We start from the raw sequence: 21,429 nt of genomic DNA on the forward strand, positions 1-21,429 counted from the left end.
TTCTCCCCCCGCCTATTTGTGCTCTTCCTTGCTAACCGCTTCCGTAACAATCGCTACAATGTCATCCTTCTTAAAGCCCAAATCGCGCATCCCCTGAATGAAACGTCCGAGCAAGTCAGCTGCCATTTCTTTCTTAATGCTCACTATCGCCGCCTCCTCGCTCGTTACATATCTTCCAAGTCCCCGTCTTGTTTCGACGATGCCTTCACGCTCCAGCTCCTGAAAAGTACGCTGGATCGTATTCGGATTGATTTGCAGCTCCACTGCAAGCTCGCGCACCGAATCGATTTTATCGCCGGGATTAAGCTTCCCGCTAATAATTTGCTGTTTAATATAGTTCATGATCTGGATGTAGATCGGCTGGTTGTTGTCAAATTCAATCGGCATAAGTCACCTCCGTGTTAATGTGTTAGTGTCATATTTAAATAGTACACTAACATTCTGTTGTTGTAAAGAGCTGGATAAAAAAAGGCTGCCTCCAATCGCCCACGGGCGCTGAAAGCAGCTATGCCATTGTTGCTATTCCCTTTTCCAAGCCGCTCTAAAGGCTAGCTTACACCTTGAATACAGCCGCTTTTTCGCGCAAATTAGTGGAAGAACCCTGCAGTTTCTCAGCCAGCTCTTGAAGCTGGATCGATACCTCGAACTGATCTTCGGACATACCGCTCATCTGCTCCATTTTGCCATTTACCTCGGAGGAGGTTTGCAGCAGCTTGTCAACTGAGCCAACAATATCGGTAATGCCTTTTGTAATTTCATCAATGCCGACCGAAATTTCGCCCATTTGCTCGGACAATACGCTGCTTTGGTTTTCCAGACCATTAAACATTTCGCTAGCTGTCACCGATGCCTGCTTCGTCGTTTCAATCACTTCCGAGAAGCTGCTCAAGCTTTGGCTGCTGTCTGCAAAATCGTTCTGAATAAGCTTAAGCTCCTTCGTAATATCTTTGGAAATGATATCCGTCTGGCTCGACAGCTTGCGAATTTCCTCCGCTACTACAGCAAAGCCTCTGCCATGCTCGCCTGCACGCGCCGATTCAATCGAAGCATTCAGCGACAATAAATTCGTCTGTGTGTTCAAATCCTGAATGCCGCCCAAAAACTTCGTTACATTATTGTAGCGTTCATTGATTCGGTCGAAGGACTCGGTAACACGGGCAAATTGCTGCACCGTCTGATTCACCATCTGCACAACGCCCTTCATATCGGTGGAGCCAGTGCGCGATGACTCTCTCATTTCTTTCATATCGCGATTAATATATTCGGTTGAAGCCGCAATTTGCTGCGAGCTTGCCGATATTTGCTCCGTTACGGCCGAGATCGAAGTTGCATCATCATACTGGGTCATCAAAATCGTTTTGCCGTTTCCGATCTCCTCCTTCACCTGCTCGGAAGCGTTCTGATTGCGAACAATCATATCGCCCATATTGCGCGAGGCTTGCAGAACAACCGTGCTTACATCCATAGTCGAACGAAGGGTGTCACGAAGCGCACTACCCATTTGCGCCAGCGAGCGGTCAATTTGACCAAATTCATCTTGGCGATCCAGCTTCTCATCATAGGTGAAATCGTTATTCTGATACGCGGCAATACGCTTCGTTAAACCAACGATGCCTTTTTTTACGTTCCGGCTTAATGAATACGACATGAGGAACGGCAGTACTGCCAGCAAAACAATATTGATGATAATGATCGTATTTGCAGCTGCGATACTTTTATTTAATGTCTCCTGTGTAGCGACCGTATCTACTTCCAGCCAATTTTCTACTGTTTCATTCGCAAAGCTAAGAACAATCGTATATGTACTGACAAGCTGTTTGACCTTGGCGGAGCGGTCTTCAATGGTGAGCAGGCTGTGATTGCCGTTTTCTTTATTAAGCTGCTCCAGTGCAAGGCCAAACACATTGCCTTGGTTCGAATAGGCGGTGCCGTTATCCCCATGAGGATATTTTTCATCCAGGTACGCTAGTGTAACCTTCAATTTTTCTACCCGCTCGGGCATCGACTTAAGTGCCAAGTTGATTCCATCGTCGCCGGTGCTGCCGTTTTCTACGGCATCAATCATCGAAAGCAGCGTGCGCAGCATCGAATCCGATATCCCTTGATATTCTTTTTTGGCCTCCTGAAGCTCATTGGAAGCTTTCACTGCACTTCTAACCGAAGCATTTTGCATAAAAATCCACCCGCCAGCGACGACGTTGAACAAGGTGATTAATGAAGTGATAAACAACAGCTTCGTTGTAACCTTTTGTTTCTTCAAGAAATCAGAAATCCTTGATGTCCATTTTAACCATTTTGCCTCTCTCAATCGGTTAATCATCATTTTCTCTCCATCTCTCCTATTACACTGAAAAAACAAAAGCTATCCAATCACCGCCACGAATTGAACAGCTGAATCAGCCTATAGTCCTGTACCGGTGGTTTGGCTGCCATAGTTCAATACCTTAGGCCCATAACTTTGCGCCCTTATTTTTCAATAAGTTTGCCTTTTTCAGTATGTAATTTTCTATTTATTTCGACACTTTTAAAGTATAATTTAGGAAAACCTTTTTGTAAATTATAAAAAGCGAGATTATCTGACATGATACTTTGAAACTAGTGCCTAACAACGTTATAATATTAGCGAATGCTAGCTATTAAAGAGATTTTAGGGGGGACAAGATGGATTTTCGACTGGATTTAATTGAGGATAAAATCGAATTTTTTGAGGCTTTTGACTTACGAACGCTGGAAAAGCACATTGACCAGCAAATTGAAGCGAATAAAGCACTGCTATTACAAGTTCATGCGATTAGTCATCATGCCGTGTTTCATCCCGATCGCGGGAAAATGCTGTACAGCGCAGTCGTTCATTTTAAAGTTAAAAAATAGGCCAATTCGGGCATTTGACCGCTGCCCGAATTTTTTTCAAAAAAATTTAAAAAAGGTATTGCATCCTCCTAAAGTTCTGTGGCATAATACATCTTGTGTCCGATACATAACCGCGCCGTTGTAGCTCAATTGGTAGAGCAACTGACTTGTAATCAGTAGGTTGGGGGTTCAAGTCCTCTCGACGGCACCATTTTTTTCCCGGGACGTAGCTCAGCTTGGTAGAGCACCTGGTTTGGGACCAGGGGGTCGCATGTTCAAATCGTGTCGTCCCGATATTTCATAAGTTGTTTCAAGCAGGCCCTCTAACTTAGAAGGGTTTTTTATTTTTTTCATTTAAGAAAAGCCGCGCTTAGCTGGAAGTTTTGCTGCCCCCGCTAAGCGCGGCTTTTCTTTTGCCCAATAGATTCATGAATGATGCTGCCGAATCATCGCCTCTGCGGTGAGCAGCCCCGACAGAGCAACCATCGGCGTTCCCCCGCCGGGATGGGTCGTTCCGCCCGCAAACCATAGTCCGCGCAAATCCGCACGATTGGACGGCCGCAAAAATGTCTGCTTTGCTGAGTTCGAGGAAATGCCATAGATCGCGCCGCGAAATGCCGACGTATCCCGCTCCAAATCCTCCGGTGTATACGAAGCAAGCTGCTCCGCTTCCCGGTCCAGTCCCTCCAAGCCATAGGCAGCCAGCTGCTTCAATAGACGGCCCTGATAGCGCTCCGCCTCCCTCTCCCAGCTCCAAGCGCCCGACGTATACGGGGCATTCGCCAAAATAAACAGGTTGCTGCCCCCTTCCGGCGCCAGTTCCTGTTCCGAATAGGCGGAGCAGCATACATAAATCGCAGGATCGGCAGGAGCCTCGCGGCGCGCGAAAATCGCCGAAAATTCCTCCCCATACCTTTCCGGATAAAATACAGTATGATGCCGCAGCTTATCGTAACGTCTGCGAATGCCTGCAAGAATGACAAAGCCGGACAGAGAAGGCTCGTAAGTTGAAATATGGCGATTCGTCATGGCAGGCCGCAGCTGCTCGCCGAGCAAATCGCGGCATACGGACAGCACATCTCCGTTCGCGAGCACCAGATCGGCTGGCACAAAACCGCATTCCGTCTCTACTCCGCTTACGCCGCCGCCTTTTGCAGCAATCCGCTGCACACGCAACGAGGTGCGTATTTCCGCCCCCATTTCCTCCGCAAGCTGGCGCAGCCCTTCAACGATGCTGTAGGTGCCGCCTCGAACACCAAAAACGCCAAGCTCTGTCTCGACATGCGGCAGCATCGCGAAGATTGCTGGCGCCCGATCAGGCGCAGATCCGACATAGGTCGCATAACGTCCAAACAAGGCCAGTGTGTTGGGATGGCTAAAATAGCGGCGCAGCAGCACGGACAGCTTTGTCAGCGGGCGAATGCGGATGAATGCCGCAGCTAGCGCAGGACTTAGCTTATCTTTCCAGGAAACCAGCATTTTGTTCATAAAATGACGCTCCGCCTGCCCATACAACGCCGCGGCCTCGTTCATAAACGCCCGATACCGCCGGGCATCCTCCGGGCTGTAACGGGCAATTTGCTCCTCCATCTCAGCCGGATCAGCGGATAAATCCACGACCGAGCCATCTGCAAAGCAATTGCGCGTCCCATGCTCCAGCCGATAAAAATCGATATAGTCCTCGATGTCGCGGCCTACAGAAGCAAACACTTTACGAAAAGCATGCGTCATCGTAATCGTGCTTGGTCCCCGGTCGAAGCGGTATTCCCCCAGCTGAATGCGCTGGAGCTTGCCTCCTACTTTCTCCTGCTGCTCCAGCACGGTGACCGCATAACCTGCATGCGCAAGGCGCGCTGCTGCGGATAAGCCGCCGATGCCGCCGCCAATGATGACAACCCGCTTCATAGGTAACGCCTGCCTTTCCATATGTATCCTTCTCCGCTAGCAGCCGCACGCCACGATGCCGCCGCAATGCCCATAAGCATAACAATGCCAGCCGGCAGCAACAAAGCATGCCATAACGGCAAGCGTCCGCGATGATCAATTGCTCCTTTAATGATGATGGCGAGCAGCCAGCCTATCGCCGCCGGAAGCAAACAGGCGGCAAGCGTGTTTGCCAGCTCCCCCGCCGGAAAAGCTGCATAAGCAAGCAAAGCTGCGATGAACATAACAGGCGGCAGCAAATAAACGAGCGCATAAAATAAACCAAGTGCCGCGAGCAGGCCTATTTGGCGACCTGTCCCGGCAAAAATATTTTTCTTGTAGCCGTTCCATACACCTGCTGCATCCGTATACATGCGCATGCTCACCTGCTGCGATACGTCGGCGAGCGTCATCGGCAGGCCCGCCCGCTTCACCGCTCGCGCCAGCTCCATGTCATCGAGCAGCTTGGATTTGAAGCTCTGGTGTCCGCCAATCGCCGCATAGCTGCCGGCATGGATCAGCAGAAAAGCGCCATGCGCCGCCACGAATTTGGCGTCGGCAGAGCGGCGTACCAGCCGGATCGGCAAATGGCAGGCGATGGTGAAGTTCATGAGCGGCACGATGAGCCGCTCCAGCCAAGAGCCCGTCTGCTGATGGGGGAAGCCCGTTATCAGCCCCTTCCCTTGACGCAGCGCCGTGTCCAGCGCGGCAGCCAGCGCTCCTGGCCGCAGCGTCGCATCCGCGTCCAGAAACAGCAGCCATTCGCCGCGCGCCTCCTGCGCCAGCTGCTGGCAAGCATGCGACTTGCCCAGCCAGCCGTCTGGCAAGTCCGCTCCCCGCAGTACGCGCAGCCGCGCATCTCCTTGCGCGGCCAGCATCGCCACGTCAGCCGTGCCGTCGGCGGACTGATCATCCAGCACAAGCACCTCAAGCAGCGGCGAGGGCTCCGCTGCCAGCACGGCCTGCACGCAGGCCGCAATTCGCTCCGCTTCATTGCGCGCCGGAATGAGCACAGACAGCCTTGGCGGCGAATCAAGTGCTGCCCCATCGGCTCCATCAAGCCAAAGCCTGCCTGCCCCTGTGCCGCCAAGCTGCGGCAGCTGGCGCAAATTCCAGAGCACGAACAGCAGCTGCAGCACCAGAATGGCCGCTATCGTCCAAAAAAAGATTTCCATCTCGCCGCCCTCCCCTTCATCTGGTCGAACGTCTCATTGACCGAGCGTCCGGTTGCCAGCAGCGGCCGGAAGCCATCCCGCTCGCCGTCTGCACCGGCAATAACGGCCAACCGGTGCTCGTCCAGCTGCTCCTCCAGCTTGCGTTCGAGCAGCATGGCCGCTTCCTTGCGCCCCAAAGCGCGCCAGTCGTCCTCGATCCTGCTGCCAATAGAGAAGGTCGCAGACGCCTTCTGATGCAGCCCCATCGTATAATACAAGCTGACTGGCAGCACAGCAGCGTCCGGGCAGCGCTCCAGCAAATAGCCGATTCCCGTCTGAAATTGCAGCGGACGGCTTTCCAAATGAAAAATATCGCCTTGCGGAAACAGCCAGACCGCCCCGCCGCTGCGCAGGAGCCCTGCCGCATAACGCAGCGAGGCCGCCATCTCCCGCAAATTTTCCTTATTGACCGAAAAAGCGCCAATGCGGCGAAAAAAAGCATATCGCTTCATCTGCCGCTCATCCATCATCATATAATGGCGCCGCTGCGACTCGCTCCGAATCATATGGTAGACGAGCAGCCCGTCCCACCAGCAGCTGTGATTCATAATGAGCAGCAAAGGACGATCGGCCGGAACTTGGTCCAGCTCCCCTCGCATCGATACGGCATGAAAATGTCGTTTCAGCAAATAGTGTTTATTGTAGCGGGAAAATACCGCCTCAAACCACCTGCTCTTTTGCGATGTAATGATAACGAATCACGGCTCCTTCCAGCACAGCTGATGCAGCTGCGGCTATGAGCATCGGCACATACAGCCCTTCCTTCATGCCAAGCACCCCGAACATGAGCAGCATGAGCTGGCCCAGTCGAGCCGCTTCCCGGCGCACGGCATATGTCGTCTCGCGAGCTGGAAACAGCAGGGAAAGCGCCGCTGAGATCATAAACCAGCTAATGAAATTCGTCGCTGGAATGCCAAAATAAGCACCGTCTCCTTCCCACAGCCAGTAGCCCCTCGCATAAGAAACAGGATCGAGCACCAGATCCAGCGTGACGGTGAACAGACCGATTTGCAGCGCCCGCAGCCAGCGATTACTGCCCCTTGCCAGCAGCATGCCGTTCAGAAACACGCCTACCCAAGCGCAGGCAATCGTTACAGGCACGCTGCCAAGCAGAAAACCGAGCACCGGCGTATAGCTGTATTCGCCAAACGGCCACCCTGTTGTGACGCTCAGCCATTCTACGCCGAACGTCGAGAGTCCAACCAAGGCGATGCGCCCCCAGCCCCAGTAAGTTCGTTCCCGCAAGCCTTGCTCCAAGCTGACCGCATACATCGCATAAAAGACGAGAAACAAGCCGTTCGAGAAGGCCAGTGGCGCCGGAACGCCGATCGTCAGCATAAGAAGGATGCCAACCGCATACCAGAATAGAAACAGCTTTCGCATCATAATGATACAGCCCCGCTCTCCAGCACAACGTCCGCCATATATTTTTCTTTGATCGATTTGTATATTTTCAGCTTCGCCAGCGGCCCAACGACCGCCCGCTTCGCAAACACCTCATAACGGTTAGCGATCACCTGATCCAAAATAGCCCCGTAAAAACCAGCCGCAAGTTCTACCGCAAACGCGCTTGCTGGCGGATAGCTGCTTATATTCGCCAACCCTTTGAGAAACCAATCCTTCGCTTGGCGCTCCAGCGCATGAATAAGCGACCGGAAATGATCGTCAATGACGCCAGCCTCGAAGCTTTGCTCGCTGTAGCCATGCTGCTGCAGCAGTTCAAGCGGCAAATAGCGGCGGCCCAGGCCTTGATCCTCGCCGACATCGCGCACGATGTTGACGATTTGCATCGCCTTGCCCAAATAAATGCCAGCCTCTACAATTTGCTCGTCAGGATGGTTGTGCAGGACGGGCAGCAGCATTTCGCCAACCGTACCCGCCACCAAGTAGCAGTATTCCTCAAGCTGCTCCATCGTCTCGTAATGCGTCAGCACCAGATCGCGGCGCTGTCCTTCCATTTGGCGGAAAAACGGCTGCTTGCTGACCGAAAAATGATGAAACAGCCAGCGCAGCGCCGGCCATATGAAATGCCCGTCCGCCTGCTCCAAATGGGTAAACTGCTCCTCCAGCTCGTCTATCGTGTACGGAGACTGCTCCGGCTCATCGACTGCGTTGTCTATCATCCGGCAAAAGGCATAAATGACGTAAACCGCTTCTTTCCGCGGGCTTGGCAAAAATCCAAACGCCTTATAAAAGCTGGATGAACCTTTGCGAATCATCGCCTCGCATTGATTTAGGCTAAATGCTGCTTCCATCCGGCACCTCCTGAATCATGGCGGGTTTTGCTGTTGCTGCTTGAACGGCCACGGCGGCAGATAAATGCTGGGCGAGCAGCCTTGCGCCCTGCATAACAATAGGCACGCCGCCGCCGGGATGAACCGAAGCACCTGCGGCATAGAGTCCTTCGATGCCATACGGCACAATTTGCGGACGGAAGACGGCGGACTGAAGCAGCGTCGGCGCAATACCGAAGCTGCCTCCCTTGTACAAGCCGTCAGCCTCGGCATCTGCAGGCGTGCGGACCTGCTGCCAGCGAATCGCTTCCCGCAGCCCAGGAAAACCGCGCCGCTCCGCTTCGCGGAGCACCTGCTCGACCAGCTTAGGCGTTTCCTGCTCCCAATCAACATGCGGGGCGGCTGGCGATGGAATCAGCACATACATCGCGCTCTCCCCCGCTGGCGCAGCGGTATCATCGAAGGCGGTCGGATAAAAAATATAAAAAGACGGATCATCCGGCAGCCGATTTTCCTTGAAAATTTCTCCAAGCCCCTTCTCCAGCGAAGGCGGCAGAAAAAACTGATGGGCCACCGCTTCCGGCCACTGCTTGTTCAAACCCAAATAGATGAGCACGCAGCCGGATGAAGGCTTGTAGTCCTTCCTTTTATTTTTCGGTCGGGCCGCCTCTCCCACCGGCAATACGCCAGCAATAGAGGGAAATTCGCCATTGAAGACAACCGCATCATAGCTCGTCTCCCCTTCGGCAGTCCGTACGCCATAGCAGCGTCCATCGCTAATAAGAAGCTCTTTTACGGCCGCCTTCTTTTTCACAGTAACGCCTTGGCGCGCAAGCTCCTCCTCCAGCAGCGGAATGAGGCTTGCATAACCTCCCTTCAAGCACCAGACGCCAAACTCATGCTCGGCATACGGCAGCAGCGAATACAATCCCGGCGCCTCGAACGGCGCGCCCCCGATGTACAGCGTTTGCAGCGAGAAAGCATCGTGCAGCCGCTTATCCTTAAAATATTCGGCAGCGAGGGAGCGCACGCTTTTGTAAGCCCGCAGCTTGGCCAGCAGAGCAATATTGCGCACGGTGAAAAAATCGCGTTTGCGCAAAAACGGCCGCTCCAGAAAAGCTTTTTTCCCCTGAACGAAGGAACGCTTCATCTCGGCCATATAGCGAATAAAACCTTCCTGCTCGCCCGGGGATAACCGTCCAAGCTCCTCCAGCATGCGCTCTCTATCGCTCCATTTATGCAGCACAGTGCCATCCGCATAATGGATGCGGTACATCGGATCACAGCGCACGAGCGGGACCCGCGAGCGGTCAATACCCGCCTCGGCCAAAATGTCGAGCAGCATTTCCGGCAGCAACACAATCGTTGGCCCTTGATCGACACGGTATGTCCCATTTTGCTCGAAAGCGAGCCTGCCTCCGAGGCGGTTCATCCGCTCATAGATCGTTACAATCTTGCCTTGGCGACTGAGCAGCAGCGCCGCAATAAGGCCGCCGATTCCACCGCCTGCAATAGCAACCTTGTTCATATAGCCCCCTCCTTCAGCCGATCCTGCTCCATAAGCAGCCTGGTGCTGATTCGCGCGGATTCAAAAATCGTCGGCAGCCCGCTGCCGGGATGCGTACCGCCCCCAACGAGCCAGCAGTTGCCATATTCCTCGAAGCGGTTATGCGGACGCAGCATCATCATTTGATTAAAGGAATGCGCCAAATTAAATGTGGCCCCCTCATAAACGCCATGGCCCTGCTGCCAATCCTCTGGCGTAATCATCGCTTCGGTTTCAATATGCCGGGAAAGGCCGCGCATTTCCGGCTCCTGCTCCATGCGCTGCAGCATTTTTTCCCGTATGCGCGCGCCCTGCTCCTGCCAGTCGATGCCGCTAGTCATATTCGGCACAGGCATGAGAGCGTACAGAGCTGTTTTGCCCTTCGGTGCGAGCGTCCGGTCATGAATGCCGGGATTATGGACATAGATCGACGGATCTGCGGAAAGCCTCTTCTGCGCCATCATTTCATTGACATTCGTTTTATAATCGCCGGCAAACAGCACCGTATGATGAGGCATATGGATTTCTTTATTGATGCCAAGGTAGAGCATATACGTTGAGCAGGAATACTTTTTCTTGGCAAGCTTCTGCGGCGTATATTTCCTCAGCTCCCCCGGCTCAAACAGCTCGTTCATTGCCGTAGCAAAATCCGCATTCAAAATCACATGATCAGCAGCTATCTTCTCGCCATTATCCAGCCATACGCCGTTTGCCTTCCCGCCCTTCGTCAGCACACGCTTGACGCCCGTTCCAGTCGAGATAACGCCGCCATACTCCCGAATCACCTCGCCCATCGCCTCGCAAAGCCGGTTCAAGCCGCCTACCGGATGAAACAACCCATATTTATGCTCCATATAGGATAAAATCGTGAAGGTGCCCGGACATTCCCATGGCGACATCCCTAAATATTTCGCTTGGAAGGTAAAGGCGTATTTAAGCCGCTCATCCTTAAAATATTTGGATAACCGGTTATACACCGTATCCGTCGCATGCAGGCTGGGCAGCGCAGCAAGCACATCGCGGGCCATATAGTCGCGCGGCTTGCTGAAAGGACGCTGCAGCAGCGGGGACACGCGGCCAAACTTGAGCTCCTCATCGCGCATAAACCGCCTATAGCCAGCTCCGTCACCGGGAAACAGCCGTTCAATTTCCGCATGTGTCTGCTCCATATTGCGTGAGGGCTCAAATGCCGAATCACCAAACTTCAACCGGTACAGCGGGTCCAGCTCAAGCAGTTCCACGTAATCCGCAAGCTTTCGGTTCACTGCCGTAAACAACTCCTCCAGCAAATGAGGCATCATAAAAAAAGTCGGGCCGCGGTCAAACTTGAAATCCCCCACCTGCAGCAGCGAAGTTCGGCCCCCAATGTAAGGCTGCTTCTCCAGCACCGTAACTTTATAGCCGCGACCTGCCAGCAGCATAGCAGCAGCAAGCCCTCCCGGTCCGGCGCCTACAACAGCAACATGCCTTGTCTTCATTTATAGTCTCTTCCTTCCCATGCTAGAATCAGCTTTCTATAAATGCCCGTCATAGACGGCTCGATCCGCAAATGCGCCTGAGCCGCAGCCGGTTATAACGCAAAATCGCTATAAACGGCAAATTGGCCGCCAGCGCGTAGCCTACCATTAAATAGCCATACAAAGGCTCGTTCCAGATGAAAAATAACGGCGCGGGCACGATGGACAGCCAGTGCGTCCATTCGCCTCTAAGCGTTTCCACCATGTACTCCTGGTAATAGGCTTGGCCTCGCTTAGCAAGCCTTTTCTTCTGGAATCCCCTGCGGAACAAAAAGCTGCCATCCGGCACGCTGTCCTTCCAGGAGCGGATGAAGAGCACCTGCTCGTAGAAACGCTCCTCGCCGCTTTTATCACGCTGCTTCGGCTCTGCTCCTCTGCCGAAGTGCTGCTTCTCCTTGCTGCGCTCCGCTTTGCGCACGGTCCCGCCTGCTCCTGCTCCTGCTCCTGCTCCTGCTGCTGTGCCTGCTCCTGATCCTAGTCCTGCAAACCAGCGCTGTGGCAAGCTCGTATGCAAATAGGAGACGCCGAGATGGACGAGCAGCCAGCCGCCAATATTCATAGCGAGCACAGCCAGCGACGGCAATGCCTGCGCGCTCATAGCTTGCCTCGTTCCCGGCTGCCTATGGAAACGACTCGCCCTTTCCAAGAAACCTTCCTCCTAATGAAGGTCGAGAACAGCGAATAAGCGAAAAATAACATAAACAAACTAAGCGGCAGCGGGTACAGCAGTGCCGTCCAGCCCTTAAAACTCCCCGTTTTGCGCAGCCATAGCGCAAGCTGCAAGCTGTACGCCGCATAGCTGGCGGCACCTGTCCCCAGCAGCCAGTAATCCGCTTCGCCCTGCCCCTTCAGTGAAGAGAGCATAAGAATTACAGCCGATACGGCCCCCGCCAGCCACAGCGATACAGCGCAGGCTACGAAGGGCGCGGTCGATGCAGCGCCTGCTGCGAAGCTTTTGCTCCAGCCGCGGAACATGCTGCCCAGGCCATCCGGGTACATTCTAAAGGAAATTTTTTCGCAGCCCATAAAATTGGACACCGGCATTTGATCAGAGCTAAAGGCTCGCCCCAGCTCGAAATGCTCCAACACTTTGCCGCGTACCGCCTCATGCCCGCCGATGCGGAAATAGTCATCCCGGCGGCATATGAGGCAAGGCCCAAACGCTCCCGCCCGGCTGTCGCCGTCGCCAACCGAAGCGATGACAATCAGATTAAAGAAAGCAGACAGCTGCTCATAAGCACGCTCCATTCGGTGGTAAGGCTGCACCGATACGAGTCCGCCAGCCTCCTTCTGGCTGGCGGCCAGCAGTTGTAAAGCATCCTTTTCCAGTTCCACATCCGCATCCAGAAAAACAAGCAGCTCGCCTTGCGCTGTTTTGGCTCCCGTCCAGCAAGCCCAGCTTTTGCCGATCCAGCCGTCTGGCATCTCCTCCGCCCGAATGACGAGGGCGCCATTCGCGGCAGCAAGGCTTGCCGTTGCATCCTCCGAGCCGTCATCGACAACGATCACTTCTGCATGACTTAGCATCTGATGGTTCAAGTCGTGCAGCAGCTTGCCGATATTAGCGGCTTCATTGCGGGCCGGAATAATGACAGAAATGGAGATCGGAACAGCGCTATTTTTCATGCCAGCTCCATTCGCATCATCTGCCCCATTCCATTCATCCCCCTCATGAATAAACCAATCCGGCAGCCGGCTTACCCGATTTTGCAGCAGCAGGCCGCACAGCCAGCCGAAAACAGCCCAAATGATCGAGAGACTCATCGCCTCCCCCTCCTTCTCCCGTACATATAGCCAATCGCCTGCTTGAGGCCGCTAAATGCCTGCTCCCGGTAAGGAAACCAATTGATTTGCGAACTGCTGCGCCCAGCATTGACCATAACCGACTTTGAGCGGCAAAAGGCAAGCAGCCCTTCTTCGCCATGCGCACGGCCGAAGCCGCTCGCCTTCACCCCGCCAAAGGGCAAATGCATGTTGCCAATATGCCTTACAACGTCATTAATCGAGCAGCTTCCCGTCTCCAGCCGGGCTGCGAGCGCTAGCCCTTTTTTTCGATTAGCCGTAAAAATGCTTGCGCTAAGCCCGTAAGGCGAAGCATTCGCCAGCCGGATTACCTCATCCTCTGACTGAAAGGCCATAATCGGCAGCAGCGGGCCGAAAATTTCCTCCTGCATAAGCTGCATCTCCTCCGTCACTCCGGTGAGTACGGTCGGCGGAAACAGCGGCGGCTCCGCTCCGGGCGGCAGCCCTCCTGCCGCAATGCTGGCGCCTTTGGCTACAGCATCGTCCAGCAGCCGTTTCACTTTATGCCAGCCTTCTTCCGTTGCTAATGCTCCAATCTCGGACCAAGAACCGCCTTCGGCCTGCCTTAGCTCCCGCGTATATGCGACGACCGCGGCCAGAAAGGCTGCATAAATGCTTTCATGAACGTAAACCCGCTCCACGCTAATACATACTTGCCCGCTGTGCAAAAAAGCACCCCATACAGCTGCGCGAGCGGCTCTCTCGATGTGGGCATCGGCGCATACGATCATCGGGTCCTTGCCGCCAAGCTCCAGCACGCAAGGAATGAGCTGCGCCCCTGCTCGCGCCAGCACACTTCGCCCGGCCGCTTCGCTTCCGGTAAACCACAGCTTGTCAGGCCGCGCATCAATTAAGCGCTCCGCTTCCGCCTGCCCGCCTTCAACCAGTTGCAGGACGCCTGGCGGAAATGCAGCCTCCTCGATAAGGGCCGCAATGCGCTTGCTTAACAGCGGCAGCTTCTCCGATGGCTTGAGCAGCACTGTATTCCCTACAGCGGCTGCCGCGAGTGCCGGAATGAGCGTCAATTGAAGCGGGAAATTCCATGGGGCAATGATAGCCGCCACGCCGCAAGGCTCATATGCAATGTGCGAGGAGGAGCCTGCGAGCCACAGCGGGGTGCGAACGCGTCGGGAGCGCAGCAGCTTGGCCGTATTTTTTTCATAATAAGCAATAGCTTGAATGACCGTCAGCAAATCCGTCGTCAGTGCATCCATCGGGGTCTTGCCTGCCTCTTGGCCAAGCAGCGCAATCCACTCGTCCAAATCACGAACGAGCAGCTGCCGCACAAAGCGGATAGGCTGCATTCTATCCCGCACAGGAAGCGCCCTCCAGCCCGGAGCCGCTGCGCGGGCAGCAAACATTTCTTTCATCATTCAATCCCCCCACAGCAAGGGCCGCCTTTATATGATTGGCAAAATGATCCTAGCAGGTTTTAATTCGCCAATAATGGGCAACACCTTAAATACAGGACATACAGGAATGTTACTGCTAGATTTGAAGCTAGCTAACTATTAATTAACCTTACGGTATATTATAAAACATCTTTTTCGTTTATATAACCAAGTTTTTAAAAATATCCATTTGGCTTTAGTAAACAGGGAGGCGGAAACGAGCGATGAGTAAAAAAATCGTAGTTATTGGCGGAGGCTTAGGCGGCCTATCCGCTGCCATCAGGCTAACCGTTGACGGCAATCATGTCACCGTCCTGGAACAGCAGGAACGTGCAGGAGGCAAGCTGAATATCCGCTCGGGCAAAGGCTTTTCCTTTGATACGGGACCGTCGATTTTGACGATGCCCTGGGTGCTGGAGCAGCTGTTTGCTAGTGCGGGCAGACGTTTGGAGGACTATATGACGCTGGAACGGGTAGAGCCGCAGTGGCGGACTTTTTTCGAGGATGGATCGCAGCTTGACGTGACTGGCGATCTGCCGATGATGCTGGAGCAGCTTAGCAGCGTATCGCGAGAGGATGCCAAGGGCTTTCTGGCCTATTTGCAATACTGCCAGCAAATGTATGAGCTCAGCATGAAGAGCGTTTATGGCAAAAGCCTCAGCGGCCTGCAGGACTTGCGGGGGCAGCATAGCATGAAGGAACTGCTGGCGATGGACCCGCTTCGCACGATGCATCAGAGCACGAGCCGTTTTTTCAAAGACAAGCGCTTGCGCCAGCTGTTTGATTTTTTCATTATGTATATTGGTTCATCGCCTTATGCAGCCCCAGCCGTGCTATCTCAGCTCATCCATGTGCAGCTTGGACTCGGCATTTATTACGTCAAGGGCGGCATGTACAATATTGCGCTGGGCATGCTGAAGCTGCTGGGAGAGCTTGGCGTGGAGGTGCGGACGAATACGCCTGTCGCAGCAATCAATACGCTGGGCAAGGCGGCAACGGGCGTTACCCTTGCAGATGGCACGGTGCTTGCCGCCGATCTCGTCGTCTCCAATTTGGAGGCGATTCCGACCCATCGCAAGCTGCTCAGCCATCATCCGGGCGCTGCCGCAGAGACAAGCGGCATGAGAAAATATGCCCCAACCGTATCCGGCCTCGTGCTGCTGCTTGGCATCGACAAAACCTATGAACAGCTGCGCCATCACAACTTCCTGTTCTCGCGCAATCCAGAACGGGAGTTTCAGGATGTGTTCGTCTCCGGCATCCCTTCGCCTGATCCGACCGTCTATATTGGGGTGTCCAGCATTTCCGACGCAACGCAGGCGCCAGCAGGCCAGCAAAATTTATTCGTGCTGACCCACGTTCCCCCGCTTAAGCCCGGCGAGGACTGGGAAATTTACAAAGAAACGTACCGCGAGCTTGTGCTGGATAAGCTGGAGCGAATGGGACTGGACGACCTGCGCTCGCACATAACGTTCGAATACAGCTTTACGCCAAATGACTTGGAGCAGCTCTATGGCGCTAACGGCGGTTCGATCTATGGCGTTGTCACCGACCGCAAGCTGAACGGCGGCTTCAAAATTCCGAGCAAAAGCGAGCTGCTGGACAACTTGTATTTCGTCGGCGGCTCCACTCATCCCGGCGGCGGCGTGCCAATGGTTACGCTGTCAGGGCAGCTTACGGCTGACCTCATTAAAGAGCAGGCGAATAGCCGCTCTGGGGGCAGGTTTACTGCGGGGTAGGCTTTTAGTTTTAGAGTTAACCTTCGAACATCGCAAACGAGGGGCGACAGGAATGCGTGAGGGGTTTATGCTAAACTGATCAGCTTCGATTTTAATAGCATATTGGCTAAAAGGTGGCGGCTCTGGACGGTGGCTACTGAACTTCGGCGGCCACAGGAGCCGTTATTTCCTTCAAATGTCGTTATTGGAGAGGCTGGCGGACACAGAATCCGCTAAGGGCTCCCGAATCGCCTTTTTATCGCGATGATTGAGGAAATAAGCGATTTCCAGTCCGCTCACCTGCCAAAATGGGGAAAAACGCTTCATTAGCGGAACGTCAGTCCGCCAAAAGCGAGGGCATCTCCTATCCATGCTGCCCCAAAGTCAGAGCTATTCTCTTTTTTGTCTACCTTATCGATCGTCGATCGTCAACCTGTGCTGATTCTTGATAAGGGTTCCCTTTCATCATTAAATTAATATACAAATAAGGTATTTCCCTAGTGAAAGCTTCTGGGGCAATACCTTTTTTCATGAGGAATCTATTCTATATGCACTGCTAAATATCTGCTTTAAGTAATACATTCCTAAGGCTAAACGACAGAACGCTATGCGGGGTGTTACAATAGCAAAATCGACAACTAGCGGAGGAATGCAACTTTGAACGTTACCGATCTATCTGCCTATGCACAATCTTATTTACAGCAAATCAAGATGGAACGCAATTTAACCGACAAAACGATAAAAGCTTATTATTATGATTTAAGCGACCTCATTAAATGGATTAGCGATACCGCTCAAGGCGATATTGAACCCCAGCATGTCAATTCGTATTTCCAATCGTTGCAGGCTAAGCAAATGAAAGAAACGAGCATTAAACGTAAGCATTTTTCCATAAAAGCTTTTATCAAATATTTGGCTACACAAGGCGTTGCCTTTGAATTACCTAGTGCCATTGGCAAATCCAGCTTTAAGCTATCAAAGCGGATTCCCAAAACGTTAACGATAGCAGATGTGACTACCTTACTACAGACGACAGAAAAAGAAATGCTGCATCCGCGCACAAATTATCGCAAAATTATGAGCAGTCGCAATTCCGCCATTATAGAGCTCCTATTTGCCACAGGAATACGCATTGGCGAGTTAGTTGGCATTCAGCTTGAGGATCTTAATCTTCAAGAGCAAACGCTGCTGATTTACGGCAAAGGTCGAAAAGAACGCCTGCTCTACATCGCTAGCCATGAGGTGATTCATAAGCTGGAGCGCTGGCTTTCGCTTCGATCACATCTGGAGCCAAAAGCAAAAGCTTTTTTCATTAACAAATACGGCAACGCTTTATCCATTTATGCTATTGAAGATATTTTTTATAAGTACCGGGATATAGCGAAAATCAACGAAAGAGCAACACCTCATTACTTGCGCCATACGTTTGCCACTCACTTGCTCAATAACGGCGCCGATTTGCGTTCCGTCCAAGAAATACTCGGCCATTCCAGCGTCAGCACTACCGAAATCTACACCGAAGTTTCAATCGAACGAAAAAAACAAGTGCTAACTAAATATAACCCAAGAAACAGCCTTGAAATCTGAGAAAAAACCTCCTAATAACTATAAATTATTTGGAGGTTTTGTTGTGTTTCAAATCGAACTAGTTTGTGATTTTAGAGAATCATTTCCTTCAAAATTCGTTGATTGTGTAGAAGTTTTTAATGATCATCCAAAAAAAGACAGTGTCCTTGAAATTCTAGATGCCATTAATGAGATAGGGTACCCTTGTAATATTTTCGGCGGAGTTCCTGAACTACTAAAAGCTAGTCAAAACAATAATCGTTATGAAGATAAAATATTTATCAATCTTTCTGATGGACTCAATCAATCCTACAGTCGAGTTCAGGTACCCATGTTGTGTGAGATCCTAAAAGTAAAATATAGTGGTTCTCCTCCCTTTGTAGCAGCCCTTATGAACAATAAACATTACTCGAAGCTTGCATTAAATGATCTTAATGTCCTTATACCAGCTGGTCTTCTCATAAATAAACATACCCAATTGAAGACTGAGCTTTTTAATCGCTTGAAATTTCCGATTATAGTAAAACCCAATACAGAAGGTTCCTCTCTAGGCATCACTTTAAAAAGTGTTTGCGATACTATTGAGGAAGCGCACTTGCAAATCGAAAATTTGTTAGCAGAATTTGAAGAGATTCTTATAGAAGAATATATTGCAGGATATGACGTTACTAATCTAGTTATAGGTAATAAAGATGATATCAAATTAAATGAAGTTATTGTCATTCAAACACATCAGGGACTTATTAATTATAGAGAAGTTTTTGGTATATATGAAAAAGCTAATAAGCTGTCCACACGCTTAATTGGAGAGGAAGTATTTTCTTCTGAACAAATCACAAAAATTCAATTAACGTCTGAAAAAATTGCTGCACATATTGGTGCTAGAGATATTTGTAGAATTGATTATCGTGTTACAAATTCAGGTGATATATACTTCCTAGAAATTAATTCAGTTCCAAGAATTAGTACAAGCAGTGAAGTTGGTTTTATTTGCAGTAAAAGAAACATTTCCTTTAAAGATGTCTTACAGTATTATATAGAATCAGTTTTAAGCAGGTTCTAAAAACTTTAATCATGTGTAAATGTAATAAACCAAGGTTCAAAAATAGCTTCTAGACAATATGTACCCCCAGTTTCACTGGTAGTGTTTATACCAGCAAAGTGGGGGGACAATTCTTTAATGAGTTGATTTGCTCTATAAGCTGTAGACGTGTTTTGCGCATATGCGTAACCCATTTCAATACATTCCTTAGCCAAATCAATTTTGCCTAACTGTTTATTTATAATCGCTAAGTTTATGCATATCTTTCTTATAATAGTAGAATCTATGACATTTCCTGATTTGATTATTTCATAGAGCTTATCGATCTCTGTACCAGCCTTTTCATATTCTTTCTCTTGGCTGTAACAAACAGCTAAATGAGTTTTTATAGTCAACTCGGCGTACTTTGAATTGTTCCAGAATTTTGCTTTATTCAAATACTTAATTGCTTCAGCATATTTCCCTTTTACCATTGAGCAAACAGCAAGATTGTTTAACGGGTAGGATATTTCATGAATTTTGATTGGCGAAAGCAGCTCAATTGAATTGTTAAAAGCATCACAAGCTTCCGTAGATTTGTTTTGTTTGAACCATTCAAATCCCTTATTGTTTTGTATAAATGCTTTCTCAACGCTATCTTGATTAAGTTCAGCAATCTTCTCAGCAGCCTCTAAAAAATCAATAGCTTTATTGCCGCTATAGAAGTTTATACATGTTCTTAATAAATAACCAGTTGCTCTACTCTGCATACGCTCTTCCGTTAAGTTTAATGCTATGTCATTAAATATTTTCAAAGCGCCTTCCCGACCATTGGGCGTCTCTAGTAATGCTAGTTGCTTCATGTTTAGTGACATGATTTCCTTTTCTTGTTCCCCTTCAGCATTATTTAAAGCTTGCTGAAAATAATTAATTGCTACTTGTTTATTCATCAGCATGTTTTCAGTTTTTCCATAAAAATAATAATAATTGTAACGAAGTTTTGTTTCCAGAGATTCTGCATCTATGAAATTAAAAATATCTTTTGCATCAGCATATTTACCATTTTCATAATAACAAGTAGCTATTTCAAGTAAGTTCTCATTCGTAAAGTTTCTAAAATGAGCTTTTAGTCTGTCAAATATTAATATAGCATCGTTAAACTGGTTATTTTGAAACCTGCTTAAACCATACTTAAGATTTATCTCCTCCCAATTGCTTACTTCGCCCCTAAATGCATGCCATGCAATTAGATAGCTAATATCGTCATTCGATAAATTATTTTCCTTCAAAAATACAACATTCATTTCTAAGAAGTTATATAAATAGAAATTTACTAGCGGTTGGTAAATAGGACTCTCTAATCGCATTATCAATGTTCGATAAATTAAATCATGTTCTATTCTAACTTTTTTAACATTATTTTCGATTGAAATATTTATAATTTTAGTATTGCTTAATTTTTCTAAAGACATCAAAAAATCTATATGTGTTATTTCACTCATTTTAAACAGTTTTTCGTTCAGAAAACGTGTAATTTCCTCTAACACGTTAGTATTAATTATTTTTCCAAACCCAAGAATCCCTCTTAAGATCATTTTTTCTACTTCTGATAGCTTATCTACATCAAGAAATGTAGTTTTCTTTGATATAATTTCTTTGAATTTATCAGCCACAATTCTTGCATTATTTTTCTCTACGGACCCTGTAATGCCATCATGATAATATAAATTGCGTAGTGTTGACCGTAATTTTTCCGGTGAACCTTCACATGCTGAAAAAAGAGCGGATAGATCTTCATCATCAGTATGATTTAAATCAAAAATATGAAGTAGTATCTCATTAAAATATTCTTGATTAGAGAACGGATTTATTTTTAAATGTTCAAGTTTAATTTTTTCAATTAGTATTTTGGAAATATCAGTTCTTTCATTGAATTTTTCGTTAGTTGTCGTGAGCAGGAAGCAAATCCCAGAATTACCTATGTATGAACCAAGCAATTCTGAGATAATTTCTAATGACTTACTATCACAATTCGTAAAGTTATCTATGTATATAATCATGTTTCCTTCAGAGAGGATATGATTTATATAATTTTGTATTACTATAAATCCTGATTGATGTTTTTGTTTTTCGTTTTCAACAAATGCAGCAGTTTTATCAAAAACAAAATTCAACAAACCATCTATATCTACGTCTATTCCTTTTGTTTTAAACAATATACTAATAACATTTTTTGTAATATCAAGGACGGAAGTATAATTATTTTTGATAAAATCCTTAAAGGACAGCTTTGTGCTATCTTGGAGTAAACTTAATAATTGTTTAAGACAGTTAATATTTTGGTCTGCACTAGATAGATCCAGCCGAATTATTTTTTGATTCGATACTTGCTTTAAAGTATGTTCAATTAAATAGGATTTTCCAACTCCGCTAGGTCCAGAAAGCCACATTACATTTGAGGATAATTCATGATTATAAAAAGATTTTAGTTTTTCTTGTTCTAATTTTCTATTTACAAATTTAAAATTAAAAAACTTTGTGTTATCCATAAAAACGCCCCTTAAACAATATTTTAAAAACTCAAAACCTCCAAATAATTTATAGTTATTAGGAGGTAATCAGCCCGACACCGCCTTAGCCTTCTCA

At 49.3% G+C, this 21,429-nt stretch carries 17 protein-coding genes, 2 tRNA genes and 1 riboswitch; of the genes, 6 read left to right on the forward strand and 13 right to left on the reverse strand.

Annotation, left to right across the window (positions count from 1 at the left end; genetic code table 11):
• Positions 1-12: 12 nt before the first annotated feature.
• Together BBD42_RS28690 and BBD42_RS28695 are read right to left on the reverse strand one after the other, a co-directional pair.
• Positions 13-387, reverse strand: coding sequence for a GntR family transcriptional regulator (locus BBD42_RS28690; RefSeq protein WP_099520934.1), 375 nt, complete (start codon positions 385-387; stop codon positions 13-15).
• Positions 388-553: 166 nt separating this feature from the next.
• On the reverse strand, positions 554-2,260 hold the full coding sequence (locus BBD42_RS28695; protein ID WP_172455663.1) for a methyl-accepting chemotaxis protein: 1,707 nt from the start codon (positions 2,258-2,260) through the stop codon (positions 554-556).
• A gap of 153 nt (positions 2,261-2,413) precedes the next feature.
• A riboswitch (cyclic di-GMP riboswitch) is annotated at positions 2,414-2,497 on the reverse strand.
• A gap of 164 nt (positions 2,498-2,661) precedes the next feature.
• On the opposite strand from BBD42_RS28695, the gene BBD42_RS28700 reads away from it, so the two are divergent.
• From BBD42_RS28700 to BBD42_RS28710, 3 genes are all read left to right on the forward strand, one after another.
• Positions 2,662-2,871: a YrzA family protein gene (locus BBD42_RS28700; protein WP_056041703.1), complete on the forward strand. Its 210-nt coding sequence runs from the start codon at positions 2,662-2,664 to the stop codon at positions 2,869-2,871.
• Positions 2,872-2,985: 114 nt separating this feature from the next.
• A tRNA-Thr gene (locus BBD42_RS28705) sits at positions 2,986-3,061 on the forward strand.
• Positions 3,062-3,070: 9 nt separating this feature from the next.
• Positions 3,071-3,144 (forward strand) — tRNA-Pro (locus BBD42_RS28710).
• 132 nt (positions 3,145-3,276) lie between these two features.
• Here the strand turns inward: BBD42_RS28710 and BBD42_RS28715 are convergent.
• From BBD42_RS28715 to BBD42_RS28765, 10 genes are read right to left on the reverse strand one after another with little or no spacing between them, the layout of a single operon-like run.
• Positions 3,277-4,755: a phytoene desaturase family protein gene (locus BBD42_RS28715; RefSeq protein ID WP_099520936.1), complete on the reverse strand. Its 1,479-nt coding sequence runs from the start codon at positions 4,753-4,755 to the stop codon at positions 3,277-3,279.
• Positions 4,752-5,948: a glycosyltransferase family 2 protein gene (locus BBD42_RS28720; RefSeq protein WP_099520937.1), complete on the reverse strand. Its 1,197-nt coding sequence runs from the start codon at positions 5,946-5,948 to the stop codon at positions 4,752-4,754. The genes BBD42_RS28715 and BBD42_RS28720 overlap by 4 nt, the downstream gene beginning before the upstream one ends.
• The gene (locus BBD42_RS28725) at positions 5,924-6,616 is read right to left on the reverse strand and encodes a lysophospholipid acyltransferase family protein (RefSeq protein ID WP_099520938.1); all 693 of its coding nucleotides are present in this window, start codon (positions 6,614-6,616) and stop codon (positions 5,924-5,926) included. The genes BBD42_RS28720 and BBD42_RS28725 overlap by 25 nt, the downstream gene beginning before the upstream one ends.
• A 31-nt stretch (positions 6,617-6,647) precedes the next feature.
• Positions 6,648-7,373: a carotenoid biosynthesis protein gene (locus BBD42_RS28730; RefSeq protein WP_099520939.1), complete on the reverse strand. Its 726-nt coding sequence runs from the start codon at positions 7,371-7,373 to the stop codon at positions 6,648-6,650.
• Positions 7,370-8,242 (reverse strand): phytoene/squalene synthase family protein, encoded by an 873-nt coding sequence (locus BBD42_RS28735; protein WP_099520940.1) that lies wholly within the window; start codon positions 8,240-8,242, stop codon positions 7,370-7,372. Before BBD42_RS28735 ends, BBD42_RS28730 begins: the two co-directional genes overlap by 4 nt.
• Entirely contained in the window at positions 8,226-9,749 is a 1,524-nt protein-coding gene (locus BBD42_RS28740; RefSeq protein WP_099520941.1) for a phytoene desaturase family protein, read from the reverse strand. The genes BBD42_RS28735 and BBD42_RS28740 overlap by 17 nt, the downstream gene beginning before the upstream one ends.
• Entirely contained in the window at positions 9,746-11,245 is a 1,500-nt protein-coding gene (locus tag BBD42_RS28745) for a phytoene desaturase family protein (RefSeq protein WP_099520942.1), read from the reverse strand. The genes BBD42_RS28740 and BBD42_RS28745 overlap by 4 nt, the downstream gene beginning before the upstream one ends.
• A gap of 49 nt (positions 11,246-11,294) precedes the next feature.
• Positions 11,295-11,882, reverse strand: a complete 588-nt coding sequence (locus BBD42_RS31930) for a glycosyl-4,4'-diaponeurosporenoate acyltransferase CrtO family protein (RefSeq protein ID WP_172455664.1) — start codon at positions 11,880-11,882, stop codon at positions 11,295-11,297.
• Positions 11,879-13,048 carry a glycosyltransferase family 2 protein gene (locus tag BBD42_RS28760; protein WP_099520945.1) on the reverse strand — a complete coding sequence of 390 codons (1,170 nt, stop codon included), beginning with the start codon at positions 13,046-13,048 and terminating at the stop codon, positions 11,879-11,881. Before BBD42_RS28760 ends, BBD42_RS31930 begins: the two co-directional genes overlap by 4 nt.
• Positions 13,045-14,460, reverse strand: coding sequence for an aldehyde dehydrogenase family protein (locus BBD42_RS28765; RefSeq protein WP_099520946.1), 1,416 nt, complete (start codon positions 14,458-14,460; stop codon positions 13,045-13,047). Before BBD42_RS28765 ends, BBD42_RS28760 begins: the two co-directional genes overlap by 4 nt.
• Positions 14,461-14,702: 242 nt before the next feature.
• Between BBD42_RS28765 and BBD42_RS28770 the strand changes: the two genes are divergently transcribed.
• The 3 genes from BBD42_RS28770 (at position 14,703) to BBD42_RS28780 (ending at position 18,825) form a co-directional block, all read left to right on the forward strand.
• Complete coding sequence (locus BBD42_RS28770; RefSeq protein ID WP_099520947.1) at positions 14,703-16,217, forward strand: phytoene desaturase family protein; 1,515 nt, start codon at positions 14,703-14,705, stop codon at positions 16,215-16,217.
• Positions 16,218-16,853: 636 nt separating this feature from the next.
• Entirely contained in the window at positions 16,854-17,783 is a 930-nt protein-coding gene (locus BBD42_RS28775; protein ID WP_269467258.1) for a tyrosine-type recombinase/integrase, read from the forward strand.
• Positions 17,784-17,826: 43 nt separating this feature from the next.
• Positions 17,827-18,825 (forward strand): ATP-binding protein, encoded by a 999-nt coding sequence (locus BBD42_RS28780; protein ID WP_099520948.1) that lies wholly within the window; start codon positions 17,827-17,829, stop codon positions 18,823-18,825.
• A 5-nt stretch (positions 18,826-18,830) separates the two neighbouring features.
• On the opposite strand, the gene BBD42_RS28785 is transcribed toward BBD42_RS28780, so the two are convergent.
• Positions 18,831-21,332, reverse strand: coding sequence for a tetratricopeptide repeat protein (locus BBD42_RS28785; protein WP_099520949.1), 2,502 nt, complete (start codon positions 21,330-21,332; stop codon positions 18,831-18,833).
• Between the last annotated feature and the right edge of the window lie 97 nt (positions 21,333-21,429).

The sequence above is a fragment of the Paenibacillus sp. BIHB 4019 genome (genome assembly GCF_002741035.1).
Classification (GTDB): Bacteria; Bacillota; Bacilli; order Paenibacillales; family Paenibacillaceae; genus Pristimantibacillus.